Genomic DNA, 21135 nt, shown 5'->3' with positions numbered 1-21135 from the left:
TACGTTCTTTGCGTGGCCGCCGGGCAGGAAGTCAGCGCGTGGCGTCCCCGGGTCCCGGGCGTCACCGAGGTCTTCCACGCCCGCTTCACCGAGTACGCCTACCCGATGCACGTCCACGACGCCTGGACGCTGCTCATCGTGGACGACGGCGCCGTACGGTACGACCTCGACCGGCACGAGCACGGCACCCCGCACGACACCGTCACCCTGCTGCCCCCGCACGTGCCGCACAACGGCTCCCCCGCCACCCCGGGCGGTTTCCGCAAGCGGGTCGTCTACCTGGACACCAGCACGCTGGGCGAGGAGCTGATCGGGGCCGCCGTGGACGGTCCCGAGCTGCGGGACCCGCTGCTGCGGCGCCGGGTGGGACAGCTGCACACCGCGCTCGCCCGGCCCGGTGAGGAGCTGGAGGCGGAGAGCCGGCTGAGCCTGGTCGGGGAGCGGCTGCGGGACCATCTGCGGGGGCGGCCCGAGGCGCCGCACCCGCGCCGGGACCCCGGACTGGCGCGCCGACTGCGGGAGTTGCTGGACGCCCGGGTGGTGGACGGCGTCCCGCTGGAGGAGGCCGCCCGGCTGCTGCACGCCCATCCGGCCCATCTGGTGCGGGCGTTCAGCGGCGCGTACGGCATCGCCCCGCACCAGTACCTGATGTCACGGCGGGTCGGGCGGGCCCGCCGGCTGCTGCTGGCCGGGACGTCGCCGGGCGCGGTGGCCGCCGCCACCGGGTTCTACGACCAGGCCCATCTGACCCGGCACTTCAAGCGCCTGGTCGGGGTGACCCCGGGCCGGTACGGCCGCGGCGGGGTCAGTCCGCCGGGCGTTCCAGCAGGTGGCTGAAGGCTTCCAGGTTCCGGGTGGACTCCCCGCGGGAGACCCGCCACGCGTACTCCTTGCGGATGGCGGAGGCGAAGCCCAGTTCCAGGAGGGTGTTGAAGGCGCCGTCGGCCGCCTCCAGGACCTGGCCGAGGAGGCGGTCGATCTCCTCGGGGGTGACGGCGGAGAGGGCCATGCGGGCGGTGAGGTAGACGTCGCCCAGCTGGTCGACGGCGTAACTCACGCCGTAGAGCCGGAGGTTGCGCTCCAGGAGCCAGCGGTGCACGGCCGGCTCGTTCTCGTCGGGGTGGCGGATGACGAAGGCGTTCAGGGAGAGGGAGTGGCGGCCCACCAGGAAGGAGACGGTGGTGGAGAGTTTGTGGGTGCCGGGCAGCTTGACCACGTAGGTGCCGGGTTCGGGGCTCTCCCAGTCGAGTCCGGCCTCCCCGAAGACCTCCTCCAGCACCTGTCCGGCCGCCTTCTGCGCATCACCCATGGTGGGAGCGTACGCGACGGCGGTGGGAGTGGGTCGCGGCCGTGTAGACGTCGGCGGTGGCGGCGGCCGCGGTGTCCCAGCCGAAGGACTCGGCGTGCCGGGCGGCGGCCTCGCCCATGACGGTGGACAGGGCCGGGTCGTCGGCGAACCGGCCCAGCACGCGCGCGTAGTCGGCGGGGTCGTGGCCCTGGACGAGGAAGCCGGTGGCGCCGTCGCGCACGGCGACCGGCAGTCCGCCGACGGAGGCCGCGAGCACCGGGGTGCCGGTCGCCTGCGCCTCGATCGCGACCAGCCCGAAGGACTCGCTGTACGACGGCATGACCAGCACGGACGCGGCCCGGAACCAGTCGGCGAGCTGCTCCTGGCCGACCGGCGGGCGGAACCGTACGACGTCGGCGATGCCCAGCCGGGCGGCGAGCTTCTGGAGCCCCTCCGGCTTGGCGAGGCCGCTGCCGCTCGGTCCGCCGACGACCGGGACGACGATACGGCGGCGCAGCTCGGGGCGCTGGTCCAGCAGCACGGCGACCGCGCGCAGCAGTACGTCCGGGGCCTTCAGGGGTTGTATGCGGCCGGCGAAGAGCGGGATCAGGGCGTCCTGGGGCAGGTCGAGGCGGGCGCGGGCGGCGGCGCGGCCGTCGGCGGGGCGGAAGCGGTCGAGGTTGACGCCGGGGTGGACGACGGCGACCTTCGAGGGGTCCGCGGAGTAGTGCCGTACCAGCTCCTCGGCCTCCTCGTCCGTGTTGGCGATCAGCCGGTCGGCGGCGGCCACGATCTGGGTCTCGCCGATGACCCGGGCGGCCGGCTCGGGGGTGTCGCCGTCGGCCAGGTTGGCGTTCTTGACCTTGGCCATGGTGTGCATGGCGTGCACCAGCGGGACGCCCCAGCGCTGGGCGGCGAGCCAGCCGACGTGGCCGGAGAGCCAGTAGTGGGAGTGGACCAGGTCGTAGTAGCCGGGGCGGTGGCCGGCCCAGGCCTGCATCACGCCGTGCGTGAAGGCGCACAGCTGGGCCGGGAGGTCCTCCTTGGCCAGCCCCTCGTAGGGGCCCGCGTCGACATGCCGGACGAGCACGCCGGGGGAGAGTTCGACGGAGGGGGGCAGGCCGCCCGCCGTGGCCCGGGTGAAGATCTCGACCTCGATGTTGATCGCGGCCAGCCGCTGGGCCAGCTCCACGATGTAGACGTTCATGCCGCCGGCGTCGCCCGTGCCGGGCTGGTGGAGCGGGGAGGTGTGCACGGAGAGCATGGCGACCCGGCGGGGCCTGCGAAGCAGTCGCAGACGGGGGGCGGCCGCCGGGGAGCGGCGCCCGAGCCTGCTGACGTACTGGCTCACGTGGCGATCCTCCTTGCTGCGGACATGCCGACACAGAGGACCGACCGCGCCCTCCAGGGGATGCAACAGCGGATGCGGGCCCGCCCTTCCCCGATCAATCGGCTTTACCCAATCATTACCCGAGCCGCGCTGCCGCCCCGGCGGCCCTTACCCTCGTACGCATGAAAGCCCGCGCAGCGACCCGCACCCCCGTCGTGGGAACGGTGACCCGCGGGACCACCAATCCCAACCGGCTGCGCCGCATGGACCGCTGGATCGCGGCCGAGCACGGCGCCGAGCTGCGCCGCGCCGCCGATCCGCTGGCCGTCGACCTCGGCTACGGCGCCGCGCCCTGGACCGCCGTGGAGCTGCTCGGCCGGCTGCGTACCGTCGCCCCCCGCGCGCGCGTGGTCGGCATCGAGATCGAGCCGGATCGGGTCGCCGCGGCACGGCCGTACGAGCGGGAGGGGCTGGCCTTCCGGCACGGCGGCTTCGAGGTGCCGGTGCCCGGCCGGCCGCTGCTCATCCGGGCCGCCAATGTGCTGCGGCAGTACGACGAGGACCAGGTCGCCGCGGTCTGGGAGCGGCTGTGCGCGCGCCTCTCCCCGGCGGGCGCGGGCTCGCGCGGCGGGCTGCTGGTCGAGGGCACGTGCGACGAGATCGGGCGGCGGCACGTCTGGGTCGCACTCGGCCCGGAGGGGCCCCGGACCGTCACCTTCGCGACCCGGCTGGGCTCCCTGGAGCGACCCTCGGATCTCGCCGAGCGGCTGCCGAAGGCGCTGATCCACCGGAACGTGCCGGGCGAACCGGTGCACGCCTTCCTGCGCGACTTCGACCGCGCCTGGGCCGCCGCCGCCCCCTACGCCTCCTACGGCGCCCGCCAACGCTGGCTCCGCACGGTCCGCGCCCTCACCACGGACTGGCCGGTGACGGACCGCCCGACCCGCTGGCGCCAGGGCGAAGTGACGGTGGCGTGGGAGGCGTTGGCGCCCCGCCACTGAGATCACCGCACCCGCCGCCGAGATCACCCCGCCGGGTTCCGGACCGGCACCACCGCCCCCGCCGCCGAGATCACCCCGCCGGGTTCCGGACCGGCACCACCGCCCCGCCGCCGAGATCACCCCGCCGGGTTCCGGACCAGTACCGGCACCACCCAGCCGAGATCACCCACGCCCCCTGTCGATTTGCGGTCAGTCGTGGCACGATCCCCCAGACAAGCCACAAGTTACTGACGGTAAATCAGTTGGGGGCGAGGTATGGGTTCGGGGAAGCGCGGTCTGCTCACGGCCGCTCTGACCGTGGTCTGCGCGGTGACCGTCCTGGCGGCACCCGGTACGGCCTTCGCGGCTCCGGTGCCGACGCCGAGCAGCACGCCGAGCCCGGCCCCCTCCACCGCCACGGACTCCGGCCTCGAACAGGTCCGCGCCACGCTCGACAAGCTGTACCACGACGCGGCCGTCGCCACCGACGCCTACAACGCCGCCGAGGAGAAGGCGAAGAAGCAGTCCGCCGCGATCGTCGCGCTGGCGAAGAAGATCGACCAGGGGCAGCAGCGGCTGGCCAAGCTGAAGAACCAGGCGGGCGCCGCGGCCCGCGAGCAGTACCGCACCGGCGGAGTGTCCCCCACCGCCGAGTTCCTGCTCAGCGACGACCCGGCACAGGTCCTGGACGGCGCCGGACTGGTCCTCCAGGGACAGCAGGCGGCGAACCACCTGATCGGTGAACTCACCGGCACCCAGAAGACCTTGCAGGGGTACGCCGACGCCGCCGCGGCCGAGTGGAAGAAGCTGGACGCCGACCGCGAGGCCAAGGCCGCCGCCAAGAAGCGCATCCAGCGCCGGATCGCCGACGCCAAGAAGCTGGAGTCGCAGCTCCAGCAGAAGGAGAAGGACCGGCTGGCCCAGCTGGAGGCGCAGGCCGCGCAGAAGGCGCAGACCGCCTGGCTGGACACCGGCATCCTCAAGAAGATCCACGGCAAGGCCTCCGCACAGGGCGAGAAGGCCGTCGCCTTCGCCGGCGCCCAGATCGGCAAGCCGTACGTGTGGGGCGCCGAGGGCCCGCGCGCCTACGACTGCTCGGGCCTGACCTCCCAGGCCTGGGCCGCCGCCGGCCACCCCATCCCGCGCACCTCGCAGGAGCAGTGGCGGCAGCTCAAGCACATCGACATCAAGGACATGCGCCCCGGCGACCTCATCATCTACTTCTCCGACGCCAGCCATGTCGCCCTCTACATCGGCGACGGCGCGATCATCCAGGCCCCCCGCCCGGGGCGCACGGTGACGATCGGGGGCGCCGGTTCCATGCCGATCCTGGGCGTCGTACGGCCGGACGCCTGAGCCGGGGCGGATCACCATCTGCCCCGTGACACAGGTCATGTGACCCACTCCACGGCCAACGCCCGCACAAACCCGCCCAGGACGTGAGCTTCGTCATCCCGGACGGTCCGCCGCGGTGTCCAACTGCGCTACGGAACGCGGCATATGACGGCTGCCCGCGCCAAGGCGACGCGGCTCACACCATTCCATCGGGGTGGAGACACCCGCTATGGTCACCCGTCGGTGGCTCGAGACCCCTCGACGCCGCCGTGCCCTCGGGGGGAGGGAAGGAATCCAAGACAATGCCCGTACCCGTACCGCGGCAGAGAGCGATCCCGGCCGTGGAGAGTGGTCAGGCTGAGGCCGCCTCCGCAGTCGGCGGCCCCCTCAAGGAAGAGGCCCACCGCGACGCCACCGCCACCGGCGGCACCGGCGCCACTCTCACCCTGCTGCTGATCGAGGACGATCCGGCCGGTTCGCCGATCGTGCCCGACCTGCTGGACTCGGCCGGCAAGCCGATCCGGGTCCGCACGGCCCGCAACCTCACCGAGGCCGAGCGGCTGCTCACCGACGACGTCCACTGCATCCTGCTGGACCTCGCGCTCCCGGCGCCCGGCAACAGCGGCACCGAGGACGAGCTGGCCGTGCTCAAGCACGTGCTGCGGCTCGCGCCCCGGCACGCCGTGCTCGCGCTGACCGCCTCCGCGGACGCCGAGCGCGGCGCCGAGGCCGTGCGCGTCGGCGCCCAGGACTACCTCTTCCGGGACGAACTGGACGGCCGGCTGCTCAGCCGCGCCATCCGCTACGCCGTGGAGCGGAAGCGATCCGACACGGCCGAGCGACGCCTCGCCGAGGGCCGGCTGCGCGCCCAGGAGAACCGCCGGCTGGAACGCGGTCTGCTGCCCACCCCGCTGCTGGAGGGCTCCTCGCTGCGCTTCGCCGCCCGCTACCGCCCGGGCCGCTCCCGGGCCCTGCTCGGCGGCGACTTCTACGACGCGGTCCGCACCCCCGACGGCACCGTGCACGCCATGATCGGCGATGTGTGCGGGCACGGCCCGGACGAGGCCGCGCTCGGCGTGGAGCTGCGCATCGCCTGGCGCGCGCTGACCCTGGCCGGGCTGAGCGGGGACGAGCTGCTGGGCACGCTCCAGGAGGTGCTGGAGCACGAGCGCTCGGACGAGGAGATCTTCGCGACGCTGTGCACGGTGGACATCGCGCCCGACGGACGCAGCGCGGGCCTGTGCCTGGCCGGTCACCCGGCGCCGCTGCTCGCCCGGCCCGGCCGCCCGGCCACGCTGCTCCCCTACGACAACAACGGCCCCGCCCTCGGCCTGCTGCCCGGCGCCCGCTGGCCGCGGATGCAGGTGGAGCTGGGCGCCGAGTGGAGCCTGATGCTCTACACCGACGGACTGATCGAGGGCCGGGTCGGGGCGGGCGGCGAGCGGCTCGGCCAGGACGGCATGGTGGAGCTGATCCGCCGGCAGCTGGGCGAGGGCCTGCGCGGCGAGGAGCTGCTGCGCGCCGCCGTCCACGAGGTGCGGGACCTCAACGGCGGCGAACTGACCGACGACGTCGCCGTGGTCCTCCTGGACCGGGCGCCGTAAGGATCTCGCGAGCAGGGGGCGGGCCCGGAAGGGGCTAGCGCCCGCCGTTCCACGGGCCGTACGGGCCGTCGCTGCTGCTGCCGCGGCCGCGGCCCCAGCCTCGGCCGCCGCCGGAGACCTGCTTGAGGGCGGGGCGGACGTCGACGATGTAGACGATGCTGGCGACCACGCCCGCGATCGGCAGGATCGACAGGATCGAGAACAGGTAGCTGACGATCAGCGCGATGCCGAGGATGATCAGCCAGAAGACCTTGTTCTGCTTGTCGGCGGCACGGAAGGCGTCCTCGCGGCGGAACGCGGCATCGGCGAGGCCGAACGCCGCCAGCGCCATGAGGATGATCTTCAGGATCCCCAGGAACCCCGCGAAGCCCAACATCAGCATGCTGCCCACCACCCGCCGTCCTCTTCCGCCGCGAACCGGTGTGCCGGTCCGTACGCCACCGTACCCATAGAACGGGCCGGACACCCCAAAGGTGCCCGGCCCGGCCCTGCCACGACGGTCGGTCTCACTTGGCCGGCGGGGTCGTCTTCTTCGCGGGGGTGGCCTTGCGGGCGGCCGGGGTCTTCTTCGCCGCGGGCTTCTCCGCGCCGGCCTCGGCGGAGGCGTCGGCCGCCGGGTGCTCCTCCCGGACCCCGACCGGCTCGGGCTTGCCCTCGACGGCGATCGCCAGCTCCTCGATCTCCTCGGCGGCCTCGCCGCGCCAGGTCTTCACGGTCTGCTCGCCGCGCTCGGCGACCTTCTCGTAGGTCTCGCGCGCCTTGACCGCGTACTCGGCGGCGATGCCGACCCCGCGCAGCGCGAAGTCCTGGGCCTGCTCGCCCAGCTTCTTCAGGTCCCCGTCGATGAGGCCGAAGAACTCGTTCACCTTGGTCTGGAGCGTCTCCTGCGCCTCCTTGGCCCGCGCCGCGGCCTTCTCCTGCACGGCCTTCGGGTCGGTGTTGCGCACCTTGTCGATACGGGCCGGGGCCTCGGTGCGCAGCTGCTCGACCAGCGCGGGCACCTTCTTGGCCTGCTGGAGGGCGAGGTCGGCGGTGCCGGCGGCGAAGTAGAGCGGAGTCGGGTCGCTGAGGGTCTTGCGCAGGTCGTCGGTGATGGCCATCGTGATCTGGTCCTCCCGGATTCGCGTTCGGCTGAGGTGGGTGTGGTCCGCGGTGGTGCGTCCGGAGCCCTGGTCCGGCTCTTATCCGGCCGTCCGCCGCGGACTCGCATCGGCATCGTCGCCCTCGGCACGGGGTGTGCCGGTGCCGTCGGGTTCCCGCTCCGTGTCCGCCATGCCGTCCCCGTCCGCGGCGGGCTCGCCGACCCCGAATCCGTTCTCCTTGCGGAACGACTCGTAGATCTGGAGCAGCACCTGCTTCTGCCGCTCGTTCAGCGAGGGATCGGCGAGGATGACCGCCCGGGTCTCCACCTCTTCCCGGTCCCGCTCGGCGTCGAGGATGCCGGCGCGGACGTACAACGTCTCGGCGGAGATGCGCAGGGCCTTGGCGACCTGCTGGAGCACCTCCGCGCTGGGCTTGCGCAGCCCGCGCTCGATCTGGCTCAGATACGGATTGGACACCCCGGCGGCATCGGCGAGCTGCCGCAGCGAGAGCTGGGCGGTCCGCCGCTGCTCGCGCAGGTACTCACCGAGATTGCCGACGTTCAGCGATGCCATGCCCCCACCTTGCCGCACCGCCGCTAACAATTGCAAGCACCCTGCTTGCAAGAGTGTCGCGCTCGTGTTGCGACCCTCCCGTGAACGGCGGCTCTCCCGTGAACGGCGGCCCTCCCGTGAACGGATCGGTCAGGAACGGAGAAGCGCCCGGCACCGCGCGCCGCTAGGTTGGCCGCCATGGACGCCACCGCAGCGCACGCCGCCGACCGCCACGACCTGATCCGGGTGCACGGCGCCCGGGAGAACAACCTCAAGGACGTCAGCGTCGAGATCCCCAAGCGCCGGCTGACGGTGTTCACCGGGGTGTCCGGCTCGGGCAAGAGCTCGCTGGTGTTCGACACCATCGCCGCCGAGTCGCAGCGGCTGATCAACGAGACGTACAGCGCCTTCGTACAGGGCTTCATGCCCACGCTCGCCCGGCCCGACGTCGACGTGCTGGACGGACTGACCACCGCGATCATCGTGGACCAGCAGCGGATGGGCGCCGACCCGCGCTCCACGGTCGGCACCGCCACCGACGCGGGCGCGATGCTGCGCATCCTCTTCAGCCGGCTCGGCACCCCGCACATCGGCTCGCCCAAGGCGTTCTCCTTCAACGTCGCCTCGATCAGCGGCGCGGGCGCGGTCACCGTGGAGCGGGCCGGCCGGACCGTCAAGGAGCGGCGCAGCTTCAGCATCCTCGGCGGGATGTGCCCGCGCTGCGAGGGCCGGGGCACGGTCACCGACATCGACCTCACCCAGCTCTACGACGACTCCAAGTCCCTGAACGAGGGTGCGCTCACCATCCCCGGGTACAAGTCCGGCGGCTGGAACTACCGGCTGTACGTCGAGTCCGGGCTGTACGACCCGGACAAGCCGATCCGCGACTTCACCCAGCGGGAACTGGCCGACTTCCTGCACCGCGAGCCGACCCGGATGAAGATCGCGGGCATCAACATGACGTACGAGGGGCTGATCCCGCGGATCCAGAAGTCGATGCTCGCCAAGGACCGGGAGGGGATGCAGCCGCACATCCGGGAGTTCGTGGACCGGGCGGTCACCTTCACCATCTGCCCCGACTGCGCGGGCACCCGGCTCAGCGAGACGGCCCGGTCGTCCAAGATCAAGGGGATCAGCATCGCCGACGCGTGCGCGATGCAGATCAGCGACCTGGCCGCCTGGGTCGGCGGCCTGGACGAGCCGTCGGTCGCGCCGCTGCTCGACTCGCTGCGGCACACCCTCGACTCGTTCGTGGAGATCGGCCTCGGCTATCTCTCGCTGGACCGGCCCGCGGGCACCCTGTCGGGCGGTGAGGCGCAGCGGGTGAAGATGGTCCGGCATCTCGGCTCCTCGCTCACCGATGTCACCTACGTCTTCGACGAGCCCACCGCCGGTCTGCACCCGCACGACATCCAGCGGATGAACAAGCTGCTGCTGCGCCTGCGGGACAAGGGCAACACCGTGCTCGTGGTGGAACACAAGCCCGAGGTGATCGCCATCGCCGACCATGTCGTCGACCTCGGCCCCGGCGCCGGCGCGGCGGGCGGCACCATCTGCTTCGAGGGGACCGTGGCCGGGCTGCGCGCGGGCGGCACCCTCACCGGGCGCCATCTGGACGACCGGGCGAAGGTGAAGGCGACCGTGCGCAAGGCCACCGGCGCGCTGGAGATCCGCGGGGCGAGCACGCACAACCTCCAGGACGTCGACGTCGACATCCCGCTCGGTGTGCTGACCGTCGTCACCGGCGTCGCCGGGTCCGGCAAGAGTTCGCTGGTGCACGGGTCGATCCCGGCCGGCGCGGGGGTGGTCTCGGTGGACCAGGCCCCGATCCGCGGCTCCCGGCGCAGCAACCCGGCGACGTACACCGGGCTGCTCGACCCGATCCGCAAGGCGTTCGCCAAGGCCAACGGCGTCAAGCCGGCCCTGTTCAGCGCCAACTCCGAGGGCGCCTGCCCCACCTGCAACGGCGCCGGGGTCGTCTACACCGACCTGGCGATGATGGCCGGGGTCGCCACCACCTGCGAGGAGTGCGAGGGGCGGCGGTTCGAGGCGTCGGTGCTGGAGTACAAGCTCGCGGGGCGGAACATCAGCGAGGTGCTCCAGATGCCGGTGACCGAGGCGGAGGAGTTCTTCGGCACCGGTGAGGCGCGCACCCCGGCCGCGCACCGCATCCTCGGCCGGCTGGCCGACGTGGGTCTCGGCTACCTCACCCTGGGCCAGCCGCTCACCACGCTCTCCGGCGGTGAGCGGCAGCGGCTGAAGCTGGCGACGCACATGGGCGAGAAGGGCGGGATCTACGTCCTGGACGAGCCGACGACCGGCCTGCACCTCGCCGATGTCGAGCAACTCCTGGGCCTGCTGGACCGGTTGGTCGACTCCGGCACGTCGGTGATCGTCGTCGAGCACCACCAGGCGGTCATGGCCCACGCCGACTGGATCATCGACCTCGGCCCCGGCGCGGGCCACGACGGCGGCCGCGTGGTCTTCGAAGGCACCCCGGCGGACCTGATCGCCGCACGGTCCACGCTGACGGCGGAGCACCTGGCGGAGTACGTCCGGTAACGCGCCCGCTCAGAACGGCGCCCCCCCGCTCAGAACGGCGCCCCCCCCCGCTCAGAACGGCGCCGCCCGCTCAGAACGGCAGCGGCCGTTCGTGCACCACGTCCAGCCTCGACACCGCCCGGGTCAGCACCACGTACAGCCGGTGCGCGCCCCGCTCCTCGGCCTCCGCGACCGCCGTCGGTTCCACGGCGACCACATGGTCGTACTCAAGTCCCTTCACCATGCTCGCCGGTACGACCGTCAGCCGGGCGCCGAGGCGGTCCGGTCCGGCCGGGGAGAGGCCTGCCGCGGCGAGGGCCCGCCGGACCCGGTCCAGGTCCGCGTCCGCGGTGACGACCCCGACGGACCCTTCGTGGGCGAGGGCCTCGGTGACGGCGGTGACCGTCGTCGCGAGGAGGTCGTCGGTCGCGCGGACGCGCAACTCCCCGTCCGCGCGCAGGGAGTGGGCCGCCGGGACGGCCACCCCCAGCCGGGGCAGCAGCCGGTTGGCGAGGGCGAGGACCGCCGCCGGCACCCGGAAGCCGGTGGTGAGCGGGACCACCGCCGCGTCCGGCTTGCCGAGGTGGCGCAGCTGGACGGACCAGTCGCGGGCGGCCCAGGGGGTGGTGCCCTGGGCGAGGTCGCCGAGGACGGTCAGGGAGCCGAAGGCGGCCCGGCGGGCGATGGCCCGGCACTCCATGGGCGACAGGTCCTGCGCCTCGTCGACGACGATGTGGCCGTACCCCTCGGGGTGTTCGATCAGCCCGCCGAGTTCGTCCAGGAGGACCAGGTCGGCGGCCGACCAGCGGGCCGACTTGAAGGAGCGCGGCGGGCGCGGCCAGAGCAGGGCGGCCTGTTCGGCGGGGTCCAGCAGGCCCCCGGCCGCCCGGGCCAGGGTTTCGGCGTCGCCGAGGAGCCCGGCGAGGACCTCCTCGGGGCGGACCTTCGGCCAGACCGCGTCGAGGTGGGCGGTGAGCGGCCGCGCGTGTTCCATGCGGCGCACCCAGGCGGCGGGCCGTACCCCGGAGCGCCGCTCGGCCTGCTCGCGCAGGAGCGCCACCACCCGGGTGCGCACCCGCTCGCGGCCGACGGCGTACGGCGGTTCCTCCGCGCGGACCTCGGCGACGATCGCGGCGAGCCGGCCGGCGGGCACCCGCCAGCGGTAGCTGCCGTCGGGCACCACCAGGTCGGTCACGCCGTCGGGGGTCACCCGCGCGTAGAGCGCGCGGCGCAGCACCTCGGCCATGCGGGGGTCGTGCTTGAGCGCGGCCGTCTCCTCGGGGTCGGTGCCGGTGGCCGGGTGGGAGGCGATCTCCTCCAGGAGGGTGGACTGCCTGACGGCCCGGTCCGTCTCGCCGAGGGCGGGCAGCACCTGGGCGATGTAGGTCAGGAAGGTGCGGTTGGGGCCGAGGACGAGCAGCCCGGCCCGGTCCAGCCGCTTGCGGTGGGTGTAGAGCAGGTAGGCGGCGCGGTGCAGGCCGACGGCGGTCTTGCCGGTGCCGGGGGCGCCCTGGACGCAGACGGAGTCGGTGAGGGCGGCCCGGACGAGGTCGTCCTGGTCGGGCTGGATGGTGGCGGCGATGTCCCGCATCGGTCCGACGCGCGGCCGTTCGATCTCGCGGGCGACGATGTCGCTGGTCCGGGACTCGCCCCGGCCCAGGTGCTCGTCCTCCAGGCCGGTGAGGTCGGCGGAGTCGCCCCGGGTGCCGGGCGCCCAGCCGAACCGGCGGCGGACGTCCACACCCTGTGGATGACGGGCGCTGGCCTGGTAGAAGGCGCGGGAGACGGGGGCCCGCCAGTCGATCACGAGGGGTGGGGCGGCCGGGTCCTCGGTGATGCGCAGCCGCCCGACGTGGTAGCTCTGCCCGCCGTGCGCGGGGTCGTCGGCGGCGAAGTCCAGGCGGCCGAAGAAGAGCGGGCCGGGCGGCAGTTCGCGCATCGCCTTGGCCCGGCTGCGCAACTGGTAGCCGAGCACCTCGGCGTCGGCGCCGGAGGCGGAGACGTCCTCGCCGGAGACGACCTGTTCGGCGGCGCCCTCGACCATCGCGGCGAGAGCGGCGCGGCAGGCGTCGTGGTGGGCGCGCTCGGTGTGCAGGGTGTCGGTGAGGGCGGGGCCGGGGGTGGGGTCGAGTGCCGTCATGGCGCCAGCCTACCGCCATAGTGTTACCGAGTTACATTTTTAACCGAGTCTCAGCAAAACTCTGTCTCAGCGCGCAGACCCCCACTCCGGCAGCCCCCGCTTCAGCCGCCCGAACGCCCGCTCCGCAGCCCTGACCGCATCCGGCGCCACCTCCGCCACCTGCTCCCCCGCCGCGATCCGCCGCCAGTTCTCCTCCGCGAGGATCCGCTGCACGGCGACGATCTGTCCCGCCGCCAGCCGGGCGTCCAGCCCCCCGCCGAGGGCCTCCGCAAGGGCCTCCTCCTGCCGCCGCAGGTGCCGGTGCGCCCGCGCCACCAGGGCCGGAGTGCCGTAGAGCAGGGCGTGGAAGGCGAGCACGTCGGGGTGGTCGTTCAGGCCCGTGACCGGGTCGCGCCGCTCCAGCCCGGCGAGGAAGTGCCGGAGCAGCGCGTCCACCGGGTCGGCCGCTCCGGAGACCACCCGCGCCGCCTCCGTCTCGTGGTCGGCGATCCGGTGCAGGACCAGGTCCTCCTTGGCCGGGAAGTACCGGAAGAGGGTCGGCTTGGAGATTCCGGCCGCGGCCGCGACCTCGGCCACCGACACCGCGTCGAAGCCCCGCTCCAGGAACAGCCGTACGGCGGTGTCCGACACCTCCTGGTACATCCGCTGCTTCTTGCGCTCCCGCAGACCCATCTCAGCCATGGGGCGAGCCTACGCAGTGCCGGTGGGGCGGGCGGGGCCCACGGTCCAGGCCGGACCGGGGCCGCCGCGCCTGCGGGCGGACAGGCCGAGCGAGGCGGTCGCCGCGGCCAGCGTCATGGCGTACGAGTCCAGCGCGCGGCGCACGTTCGGCGCGTCCAGACTCACCCCGGTGACCAGCCGGTCCAGGTCGACATAGGCGGAGCGGACGATCTCGGTCCAGCGGTACACCCGCCAGTCCTCCCGCCACTGGCGGGTGAACCGCTCCGGCAGCCGGGCCTCCCAGCGGCGGAACATCCGGTCCCGGATCTCCGGCCGGGTCGGGGTGAGGTGCATGTGCCGGACCAGCTCGTACAGCGGGTCGCCGACCAGGGCCATCTCCCAGTCGATGAGGGTGAGCGCCGGACCGTCGTCGCGGCGGACCAGGTTCCACGGGTTGAGGTCGCCGTGCAGCAGGGCCGGGTCGCGCTCGGTGACCCGGTGCCGGGCGAGGATCTCGCGCAGCCGGGGCGCGTCGGGCAGGCCGAGCAGCCGGGCCAGCTGCTGGGACTCCTTCGGCAGGCCCGCGACCAGCGCCACCAGCTGCTCGCTGAGCCAGCCGTAGAAGGAGCAGCCGGGCCGGCCGGCCACCGGGTCGATCTGCGCGTGGTCGACCCCGGTCAGCGCGGCCAGCTGGTCGACCAGGCAGTCGGCCTCGTGCGGCAGCAGCCCGTCGACCGGGTGCCGCGGCCGCCGGCCGAGGTCGCGGGCGCCCTCGTAGGTGTGCACGGCGAACCGGTCGCCGCGGTAGCGGTGGCCGGGCCGCACGGCGTGGCTCGTGCCCAGCGCCAGCACCCGGGGCGCGGCCACCTCCACCCCGGACCGCTCGATCGCCCGCAGCACGGCGTGTTCGCTGAGGAAGCCCCGCTCCCGGCGCAGCCGTACGGTCAGCTCGCGGCGGACGACGACGGGGAAGCCGGTGCCGGGCACCCGCAGCACGGTGTTGAGGTGCGCGGCGCCCTTGAAGACCCGGTCGGCGGGGGCGGCGCCCTCCAGGAACAGCGCGTCGGCGACGGCCGGGTGCGGGAAGCGGGGGTGTTCGGGGACGCGTCCGTCCGGGGTCCAGCCGAGGGCCCGGGCCGCCCGGCAGCTCGGCCTGCGGACGGCGGCCGAGGCGCCCCGCCGGAACAGGATCCGCTCGATCTCGCCGGCCTCCGGCACCCGGCCGAGGCCCAGCGGCTCGGCGGCGCGGCGCAGGGCGGTCCGCACGGCCGTGGTCGCCCGTTCCACGCGGGCCTGGTCGAACGCGTCCGCGGAGTCCTCCAGCGACCGTACGGCCCGGACGACGTCGGCGTAGAGGGACTGCGCGTGCTCGAACGCGACGTAGTGGCGCAGATCCCTGCCCAGCCCGGCCGCGGCCGCGGGCCGCACCCGGCGCACCGCGTCCGCCCAGGCGTCGGTCACCTCGGTCCACTGGTGGTCGGGGTAGCGCATGCGCACCAGGTGGACGGCGAGGTCGTGCAACGGGTCGCCGTATCCGGCCAGTTCCCAGTCCACGGCGAGCGGCGGACCGCCGTCGTACGGCAGCACCAGGTTGCCGCGGTGCAGATCGCCGTGGAACAGGCCGTACGGCCGCCGGGTCAGCGCCGGGACCCGGTCGGCGAACCGGGTCAGGGCGTCCTCGGGCACGCCGAGCGCGGTGAACAGGCCGCCGTAGCGGCGCCAGTTGGGCCGCCGGATCTGCTGGTCGGCGAGGTGCGCGAGGGTGCGCAGAAAGCCCTGGGAGTCGGTGTGGTGGCGGGGCCAGTCGGCCGGCCGGGGCGGCAGCGCGCCGCCGCGCACCGCGGTGAGGGCGGCGAGCAGCCCGGCGAGGTCCCGGAGCAGCGGGCCGGGGACGGGTTCGCCGGGCGGGCAGACCTCGGCCAGCACGTCCCCGTCCACGAAGCTGTGGACGGCGTAGCCCTCGCCCGCGGCCAGGCACTCCGGCACCCGGGGCAGCACCCGGCCGACCGCCCGCAGGATCTCCGGTTCGGCCGGCCAGGTCCGGATCACCACCGGCGGCACGTCCGCGCGCGGCACCCGCACCATCACCCGGGTGCCGGCGGGCCGCCCCAGCAGCCCGGCCGCCGGCTCGGTGAGCGGGACCACGTGGTTGCGGTGGTGGAGCCCGCCGCGCACCCCGCCCCCGGCCAGGGCGTGGGCCACGAACTCCCGGACGGCGGCAGCCGTCCGGTCGCCGCGGGGGGCCCCGGCCGCGGCACGGGGGACGGACGGTGCGCCCACTGGCTGCTCCGGGTCGATCGCGCGAAAAAGAAGGTCAGCCCGGCAAGGAGTGGTGCCGGACACAGGGCCGTATCCGGGGCTCCGAGCGGTGACTCGCACCTGCCGGCTGTGTCGGCTGTGTCGGGTGTGTCCGCATGCTAGCCGACCGCGCGCCCGCTCCGGAGCACCGTCAGCAGCGGCTCCAGCGACCGTACGACGTGCTCGGCACCCGCCGACCGCAGGTCCTCCTCCTTCGCCTCGTCGCGCGCGTAGCCGAGGAAGGGCACCTCCGCCTTCCGGGCCGCGAACAGGTCGGTCGTCGCGTCCCCGATCATCAGCGCGGCCTCGGGGGCGGCGCCCATCGCGTTCAGCGCCCGGACGAGGCAGTGCGGGTCCGGCTTCAGGTGGTGCAGCTGCTCGGTACGGCCGTACAGGTGCGGGGCGAAACAGCCGGCCAGGCCACGGCCGTCGAGGTAGCTGCGGACCACCCGGGCGGAGTTGTTGGTGGTGACGGCCAGCCGGGCGCCGACCGCCGTCCAGGTGCGGATGAGCGGGTCGGCGTAGGCGGTGGGCAGCGCGGAGGCGGCGGCCCTCAGCTCCTCCTGGGTGAGCCGCTCCTCCAGCCCGGTGACCAGGTCGCTGCCCGGCCGCCGGCGGCCCACCGCGCGCAGCACGACCTGCGGGTCCAGCGTCCGGCGCTCGGCCTCGCTGAGCAGCCCGCGCAGCCCCTGCCGCTCCAGCCAGGCCACCAGGTCGGCGGCGATCCGTTCCGCCTTGTGCCGGGCGAACAGCCGGCAGATCGGCCCGTCGAAGTCCCACAGCACGAAACGGGCAGAGGTGATCAGTCCACGAAGCTTCTCTATCTCCTGCACATCAGAAGTCACGAGGAGAGTGTCAGGTCCGTGGTGATGGTTTCCCAGAGGGCGTCGAACCAGTTCTGCGACTGCTCCACGAACGCCGCGTCCCGCTGCCCGGCCCGACGCTCGAAGGAGAACAGCAGCGACTCCGAGCCGAGCGCGTCGTACATCTCCAGCGTGCCGCCGTCGGTCGGCTCCGCACGGCGCTCGATCTTGTAGTAGCCGAACAGCGCTTCGGACCCGTTGAGCAGATACAGCTTCACCGGCGGGGTGAACGGCAGCGCCCGGAAGGTGACGTGCACGTCGATGTCGTGGGTGGCGCGCAGCGCCTGGAGGTTGTACTGGAGCACCTGCCCCTGGGCGTTGCGCATGGCCAGCCAGCGCTGGTGCACGGCGTCGTCCTCGGCGCTGCCCGCGTCGACCGAGACCGGGAAGGCCAGGTTGATGTCCCGGGACGGCAGCAGCACCCGGGCGTCGATCCGCTCGGGATGCAGCCGGCCCTCGTGGATCAGGCGCAGCGGCTCACCGAGCGCGGGGATCAGGCTCTGCGCGGTGAGGCACACGGCGTCGATGCGCACCTGCGGGGCCGCGAAGGCCTCGGTCAGCCGGGGTGCGAGGGCCACCATGGTGGGCTGCGGCTCCTCCCGGGCGGCCGGCGGCGCGGCGATCCGCGGCGGGCTGCCCTTGGTGACCCCGCTGAGCAGCCCGTCCTGCTGGAGTGCGCGCAGCGCCTGGCGGACCGCGCCGCGCTCCACGCCGAACTCCTCGGCCAGCTCGGCCTGGGTCGGCAGCCGTTCACCCGGACGGAGGACACCGCTGCGGATGCGCTCGCGCAGGGCGCCGGCGATCTCCTCGGGCGTGCGCCTTCTGCTGCCGTTCACTGCCGTGTGGTCGTGGGTCACAACCAAACGCTACAACTCTGCTCCATCTGAGGGCAGTTGTCGGGAAGTTGTTCGTGAACACCGGCAACGTCGACCAAGTGGGCCCGAGTTGGTTCACTCCGTCAGGACGCGAGCACCAGATCCGAGCTGATCGTGCCCCACAGCGCCTCGAACCACAGCCGCGACTGGGCCACGAACACCGCGTCCCGCTGCCCGGCCGGCTCCTCGAACGGGAACAGCACCGACCGGGTGCCGTCGGCGTCGTACAGCTCCACCCGCTCGTCCTCGATCTCCCGCTCGTGGCGCCGGAGCGTGTAGTACGCGAACAGCGCCTCGGAGTCGTTGAGCAGATACAGCTTGACCGGCGGGGTGAACGGCAGCGCACGGAAGGAGACCCGCACGTCGATGCCGTGCGTGGTGCGCAGCGCCAGCAGGTTCTCCCGCAGCACCAGGCCCTGGGCGTTGCGCTGGGCCAGCCAGCGCCGGTGCAGCAGACCGCCGTCGTCGGCGGCCACCGGTGCCGGGAAGGCCAGGGCGATGTCCCGGCTCGGCAGCAGCACCCGGACCTCGATCTTGGCCGGTTTCAGCTCCCCCGCATGGATCAACCGGAGCGGCTCTCCGATCGCAAGGGTGAGCGAGACGGAGGTGAGACAGAGCGCGTCTATCCGGACGTGCGGCACGGCGAAGGCCGCCGCCATCCGGGGCGCGAGGGCCGCCAACGTCGGCTGCGGCGCCAGCGCGGCCGCGTCCACGACCGGCCCGGCCCCCGGCACCGGAGCCACGGTGGCGGGGCTGCCCTTGGAAACGTTGGTGAGCAGCCGCTCCGACTGGAGGATGCGCAACGCCTGCCGTATGGCACCCCGCTCGACGCCGAACTCGCCGGCCAGCTCGGCCTGGGTGGGCATGCGCTGTCCCGGCCGCAGCACACCGGACCGGATCCGGTGGCGCAGTTCATCGGCTATCCGACGGGGGGACGGCCGGGTCTGCTGTGACCTCTGCTCCGGGCCCACAGAGAGAACGGTACAACTTCCCGCCAACTTAGGGCAGTTCGCCGACGGCTGGTTATGAGTCGGGTATTCGCGGAGATAAGTACAGTGGAGTTGGCAGCCAACTCAACCGACATGGTCGAGCTTCCCAGTGGTTGGCCGACCGGGTTCCCCCTCCGGAGGGGAGCCGGGAACCCGGACAGGGGACGGCCACCGAAGCGCACAGCCACAACCGAACAGACCGCACAGCCACAACTGCACAGGGCATCACCGCACAGCCACAACTGAACACGACGCGCACAGCCACAACTGAACAGCACGCTACGGATACAGCGGAACAGGGCGTCGGCCTCGAGGGCGGCGCCCTTTCTCAGCTCAGCAGGTCGTCGACCTGCGCCTCGCCCTCCCGGTACCGGCGGGCGATCTCCCCGCTGCACTCGTCGGTCGTCCGCTGCAACCGCTGCCGCCGCCGGGACACCTCCTGCTCGTACCGCACCAGCCGCCCCATCGCCGCGGTCAGCTCCAGATCGGTCCGCGCGGTGAGATCGCTCAGCTCGACCTCGGCGAGCATCTCCGCGGCCAGCCCCCGGATCTCCTCGTTGTGCGGGGTGCCGAGGGTGACATGGCGGGCCGAGGAGCGCTGCCGGGCCGGGGCGTCGGTGAGGATCTCCGGCAGCCGCTCCACCACGGACGTGTCCTTCGGCGCCGGTACGGCCGCCCGCCCGCGCCGCGCCAGCTCCGCGCGCAGGATGTCGATACGGCCCTGGAGCAGCCGCCGCACATAGCTGAGGTCGGCCTCGTCCCGCTGGGCGTCGCGGCGCAGCGCGCGCAGTTCCGGCAGGCTCAGCCGGGCCGGTTCGGGCGGCTCCGGCAGCGCGGGCTCGGCCGGGCCGTCGCCTCGCGGGGCGGGCGGCCGGAAGCTCGTGCCCTGCGGGCCCAGCCGCCCCCTGGTGCTCGGTGTGCTCATTGCTTCTGACCGTCCCCTCGACCGGTGGTGCACAGCATGGTGCCACCCCAACCGGGCACTACGTGACCGAGTGCCCCCGAACGGCCCAGACCGGCGGTAAGAGATCCATAATGGGCCCCCGGCGAGCGCCCGCCGGGCACCCGGCATGATGGTCCGCATGCGTGCGGTGGTGCAGAGAGTGGACGGCGCGAGCGTCGTCGTGGACGGCGAGACGGTGGGCGCGATCGAGGGCGAGGGCCTGTGCGTCCTGGTCGGCGTGACCCACGAGGACACCAAGGAGAAGGCGGCACAGCTGGCTCGCAAGCTGTGGTCGATCCGGATGCTCCAGGACGAGAAGTCGTGCAGTGACGTCTCCGCGCCGCTGCTGGTCATCAGCCAGTTCACGCTGTACGGCGACGCCCGCAAGGGGCGCCGCCCGACCTGGAACGCGGCGGCGCCCGGCGAGGTCGCCGAACCCCTGGTGGACGAGGTGGTGGCCCAGCTCAGAGCGCTGGGCGCGACGGTGGAGACGGGCCGCTTCGGCGCGAAGATGCGGGTGTCCCTGACGAATGACGGCCCGTTCACGGTGCTGCTGGAGATCTAGCCGAGGTCGGCTGAAGCTGGCCGGGGGTGGGTTTCGCTCACCGGCGCTGGCCGGGTGCCGCCTGCGCCCACCCGTGCCGCCCCAGCGGCACGACTGCCCGCAGCCAGGGCGCCACTACGGCGAAACCACGACCTCTTGTGCCGCCGCTGTGTCTCCGGCGAGGAGCTGCGCGTTGGTGGGGATGTTGCGCTTGATCAGGGCCAGGGCCACCGGGCCCAGTTCGTGGTGGCGGACGGAGGTCGTCACGAAGCCGATCTTGCGGCCGTCGGGGCCCTCCTCCGCGAGCCGGATCTCGGTACCCGCCGCCGGGAGGTGCACCTCGCTGCCGTCGAGGTGGAGGAAGACGAGCCGGCGCGGCGGCTTGCCCAGGTTCTGCACCCGGGCGACCGTCTCCTGCCCCCGGTAGCAGCCCTTCTGGAGATGCACCGCCGTACCGATCCAGCCCAGCTCGTGCGGGATGGTCCGGTGGTCGGTCTCGAAGCCGAGCCGGGGCCGGTGCTGCTCGACGCGCAGCGCCTCGTGGGCGAGGATCCCGGCGGCGGGCCCGTGCGTGGCGGCGAAGGACTCCAGGTCGGCACGGGGCAGGAAGAGATCACGGCCGTACGGCGTCTCGCGTACGACGACGCCCTCCGGCACCTCGGCGATGGACCCGGCGGGCAGGTGGACCACCGCGAAGTCGGCGGTGCGGTCGGCGACCTCGACCCGGTAGAAGAACTTCATCGACTCCAGGTACGCCAGCAGCGCGTCCTGGGTGCCGGGCTCGACGTGCGCCCAGACGGTCGTACCGTCGTCGACCAGGTACAGGGCGTGTTCGATGTGCCCGTGGGCGGAGAGGATCAGCGCCTCGGTGGCCTGGCCGGCGGGCAGCTCGCTGACGTGCTGGGTGAGCAGCAGGTGCAGCCAGCTCAGGCGGTCCTCGCCGGTGACGGTGACGACCCCGCGGTGGGACAGGTCGACGAAACCGTTGCCCTCGGCGAGGGCGCGCTGCTCGCGGAACAGGTCGCCGTAGTGGGCGGCGACGCCTTCGTCCACACCCTCGGCTGAGACGGCGCCGGGCAGGGACAGCAGGGGGCTCTTCATGTACGCAAGC

19 protein-coding genes are annotated in these 21135 nt (G+C 73.3%); 6 read left to right on the top strand and 13 right to left on the bottom strand.

Going from position 1 to position 21135, the window contains the following annotated elements:
* Window positions 1-12 precede the first annotated feature (12 nt).
* Window positions 13-837 carry a helix-turn-helix transcriptional regulator gene (locus tag ACZ5CZ_RS26030; protein ID WP_468946431.1) on the top strand — a complete coding sequence of 275 codons (825 nt, stop codon included), beginning with the start codon at window positions 13-15 and terminating at the stop codon, window positions 835-837.
* Here ACZ5CZ_RS26030 and ACZ5CZ_RS26025 read toward each other — a convergent pair.
* Both ACZ5CZ_RS26025 and mshA read right to left on the bottom strand, forming a co-directional pair.
* Window positions 806-1309, bottom strand: coding sequence for a type III secretion system chaperone family protein (locus ACZ5CZ_RS26025; RefSeq protein WP_385845561.1), 504 nt, complete (start codon window positions 1307-1309; stop codon window positions 806-808). The two genes, ACZ5CZ_RS26030 and ACZ5CZ_RS26025, sit on opposite strands and share 32 nt — an antisense overlap.
* Window positions 1302-2639: a D-inositol-3-phosphate glycosyltransferase gene (gene mshA, locus ACZ5CZ_RS26020; RefSeq protein ID WP_385845560.1), complete on the bottom strand. Its 1338-nt coding sequence runs from the start codon at window positions 2637-2639 to the stop codon at window positions 1302-1304. Before mshA ends, ACZ5CZ_RS26025 begins: the two co-directional genes overlap by 8 nt.
* 161 nt (window positions 2640-2800) lie before the next feature.
* Between mshA and ACZ5CZ_RS26015 the strand changes: the two genes are divergently transcribed.
* From ACZ5CZ_RS26015 to ACZ5CZ_RS26005, 3 genes are all read left to right on the top strand, one after another.
* Window positions 2801-3619, top strand: coding sequence for a class I SAM-dependent methyltransferase (locus ACZ5CZ_RS26015; protein ID WP_468946426.1), 819 nt, complete (start codon window positions 2801-2803; stop codon window positions 3617-3619).
* Between the two features lie 255 nt (window positions 3620-3874).
* A complete protein-coding gene (locus tag ACZ5CZ_RS26010; protein ID WP_468946423.1) occupies window positions 3875-4954 on the top strand; it encodes a C40 family peptidase in 1080 nt (359 codons plus the stop codon).
* A gap of 281 nt (window positions 4955-5235) precedes the next feature.
* Window positions 5236-6537 carry a PP2C family protein-serine/threonine phosphatase gene (locus ACZ5CZ_RS26005; protein WP_385845557.1) on the top strand — a complete coding sequence of 434 codons (1302 nt, stop codon included), beginning with the start codon at window positions 5236-5238 and terminating at the stop codon, window positions 6535-6537.
* Window positions 6538-6571: 34 nt separating this feature from the next.
* On the opposite strand, the gene ACZ5CZ_RS26000 is transcribed toward ACZ5CZ_RS26005, so the two are convergent.
* From ACZ5CZ_RS26000 to ACZ5CZ_RS25990, 3 genes are all read right to left on the bottom strand, one after another.
* Complete coding sequence (locus tag ACZ5CZ_RS26000; protein ID WP_385845692.1) at window positions 6572-6919, bottom strand: DUF2516 family protein; 348 nt, start codon at window positions 6917-6919, stop codon at window positions 6572-6574.
* Window positions 6920-7043: 124 nt separating this feature from the next.
* Window positions 7044-7637, bottom strand: a complete 594-nt coding sequence (locus ACZ5CZ_RS25995) for a hypothetical protein (protein WP_468946420.1) — start codon at window positions 7635-7637, stop codon at window positions 7044-7046.
* 81 nt (window positions 7638-7718) lie between these two features.
* The gene (locus tag ACZ5CZ_RS25990) at window positions 7719-8192 is read right to left on the bottom strand and encodes a helix-turn-helix domain-containing protein (protein WP_468946418.1); all 474 of its coding nucleotides are present in this window, start codon (window positions 8190-8192) and stop codon (window positions 7719-7721) included.
* A 177-nt stretch (window positions 8193-8369) separates the two neighbouring features.
* Here ACZ5CZ_RS25990 and ACZ5CZ_RS25985 point away from each other — a divergent pair, with 177 nt between their 5' ends.
* A complete protein-coding gene (locus ACZ5CZ_RS25985; RefSeq protein WP_468946415.1) occupies window positions 8370-10733 on the top strand; it encodes an ATP-binding cassette domain-containing protein in 2364 nt (787 codons plus the stop codon).
* A gap of 70 nt (window positions 10734-10803) precedes the next feature.
* Here ACZ5CZ_RS25985 and ACZ5CZ_RS25980 read toward each other — a convergent pair whose 3' ends face one another.
* The 7 genes from ACZ5CZ_RS25980 to ACZ5CZ_RS25950 all read right to left on the bottom strand — a co-directional run bounded on the left by ACZ5CZ_RS25980 (window position 10804) and on the right by ACZ5CZ_RS25950 (window position 19462).
* The gene (locus tag ACZ5CZ_RS25980) at window positions 10804-12852 is read right to left on the bottom strand and encodes a HelD family protein (protein WP_468946412.1); all 2049 of its coding nucleotides are present in this window, start codon (window positions 12850-12852) and stop codon (window positions 10804-10806) included.
* 66 nt (window positions 12853-12918) lie between these two features.
* Window positions 12919-13533, bottom strand: coding sequence for a TetR family transcriptional regulator (locus tag ACZ5CZ_RS25975; protein WP_468946409.1), 615 nt, complete (start codon window positions 13531-13533; stop codon window positions 12919-12921).
* Between the two features lie 9 nt (window positions 13534-13542).
* On the bottom strand, window positions 13543-15792 hold the full coding sequence (locus tag ACZ5CZ_RS25970; protein ID WP_468946406.1) for a phosphotransferase: 2250 nt from the start codon (window positions 15790-15792) through the stop codon (window positions 13543-13545).
* 137 nt (window positions 15793-15929) lie between these two features.
* The gene (locus ACZ5CZ_RS25965) at window positions 15930-16655 is read right to left on the bottom strand and encodes an HAD family hydrolase (protein ID WP_468946404.1); all 726 of its coding nucleotides are present in this window, start codon (window positions 16653-16655) and stop codon (window positions 15930-15932) included.
* Window positions 16652-17536 carry a winged helix-turn-helix domain-containing protein gene (locus ACZ5CZ_RS25960; protein WP_385845549.1) on the bottom strand — a complete coding sequence of 295 codons (885 nt, stop codon included), beginning with the start codon at window positions 17534-17536 and terminating at the stop codon, window positions 16652-16654. The genes ACZ5CZ_RS25965 and ACZ5CZ_RS25960 overlap by 4 nt, the downstream gene beginning before the upstream one ends.
* Window positions 17537-17631: 95 nt before the next feature.
* Complete coding sequence (locus ACZ5CZ_RS25955) at window positions 17632-18471, bottom strand: GntR family transcriptional regulator (protein ID WP_385845690.1); 840 nt, start codon at window positions 18469-18471, stop codon at window positions 17632-17634.
* Between the two features lie 394 nt (window positions 18472-18865).
* Window positions 18866-19462, bottom strand: a complete 597-nt coding sequence (locus ACZ5CZ_RS25950) for an RsiG family protein (protein ID WP_468946401.1) — start codon at window positions 19460-19462, stop codon at window positions 18866-18868.
* A 157-nt stretch (window positions 19463-19619) separates the two neighbouring features.
* Here ACZ5CZ_RS25950 and dtd point away from each other — a divergent pair, with 157 nt between their 5' ends.
* Window positions 19620-20045 (top strand): D-aminoacyl-tRNA deacylase, encoded by a 426-nt coding sequence (gene dtd, locus ACZ5CZ_RS25945; protein WP_468946399.1) that lies wholly within the window; start codon window positions 19620-19622, stop codon window positions 20043-20045.
* A 114-nt stretch (window positions 20046-20159) separates the two neighbouring features.
* Here the strand turns inward: dtd and ygfZ are convergent, their stop codons facing one another.
* Window positions 20160-21125, bottom strand: a complete 966-nt coding sequence (gene ygfZ, locus ACZ5CZ_RS25940; RefSeq protein WP_468946396.1) for a CAF17-like 4Fe-4S cluster assembly/insertion protein YgfZ — start codon at window positions 21123-21125, stop codon at window positions 20160-20162.
* Window positions 21126-21135: the final 10 nt, after the last annotated feature.

It is taken from the genome of Streptomyces sp. NPDC031418, from assembly GCF_055581605.1.
This window is presented reverse-complemented; position numbering and strand designations above follow the sequence as displayed.

What these genes read in the sequence shown, in the direction of transcription:
- ACZ5CZ_RS26025 (WP_385845561.1), bottom strand. Translation starts at nt 1,309, where the DNA reads ATGGGTGATGCGCAGAAGGCGGCCGGACAGGTGCTGGAGGAGGTCTTC.
- ygfZ (WP_468946396.1), bottom strand. Translation starts at nt 21,125, where the DNA reads ATGAAGAGCCCCCTGCTGTCCCTGCCCGGCGCCGTCTCAGCCGAGGGT.
- ACZ5CZ_RS26015 (WP_468946426.1), top strand. Translation starts at nt 2,801, where the DNA reads ATGAAAGCCCGCGCAGCGACCCGCACCCCCGTCGTGGGAACGGTGACC.
- ACZ5CZ_RS25995 (WP_468946420.1), bottom strand. Translation starts at nt 7,637, where the DNA reads ATGGCCATCACCGACGACCTGCGCAAGACCCTCAGCGACCCGACTCCG.
- ACZ5CZ_RS25990 (WP_468946418.1), bottom strand. Translation starts at nt 8,192, where the DNA reads ATGGCATCGCTGAACGTCGGCAATCTCGGTGAGTACCTGCGCGAGCAG.
- ACZ5CZ_RS26005 (WP_385845557.1), top strand. Translation starts at nt 5,236, where the DNA reads ATGCCCGTACCCGTACCGCGGCAGAGAGCGATCCCGGCCGTGGAGAGT.
- ACZ5CZ_RS26000 (WP_385845692.1), bottom strand. Translation starts at nt 6,919, where the DNA reads ATGCTGATGTTGGGCTTCGCGGGGTTCCTGGGGATCCTGAAGATCATC.
- ACZ5CZ_RS25950 (WP_468946401.1), bottom strand. Translation starts at nt 19,462, where the DNA reads ATGAGCACACCGAGCACCAGGGGGCGGCTGGGCCCGCAGGGCACGAGC.
- dtd (WP_468946399.1), top strand. Translation starts at nt 19,620, where the DNA reads ATGCGTGCGGTGGTGCAGAGAGTGGACGGCGCGAGCGTCGTCGTGGAC.
- ACZ5CZ_RS25980 (WP_468946412.1), bottom strand. Translation starts at nt 12,852, where the DNA reads ATGACGGCACTCGACCCCACCCCCGGCCCCGCCCTCACCGACACCCTG.
- ACZ5CZ_RS25985 (WP_468946415.1), top strand. Translation starts at nt 8,370, where the DNA reads ATGGACGCCACCGCAGCGCACGCCGCCGACCGCCACGACCTGATCCGG.
- ACZ5CZ_RS26010 (WP_468946423.1), top strand. Translation starts at nt 3,875, where the DNA reads ATGGGTTCGGGGAAGCGCGGTCTGCTCACGGCCGCTCTGACCGTGGTC.
- ACZ5CZ_RS25975 (WP_468946409.1), bottom strand. Translation starts at nt 13,533, where the DNA reads ATGGCTGAGATGGGTCTGCGGGAGCGCAAGAAGCAGCGGATGTACCAG.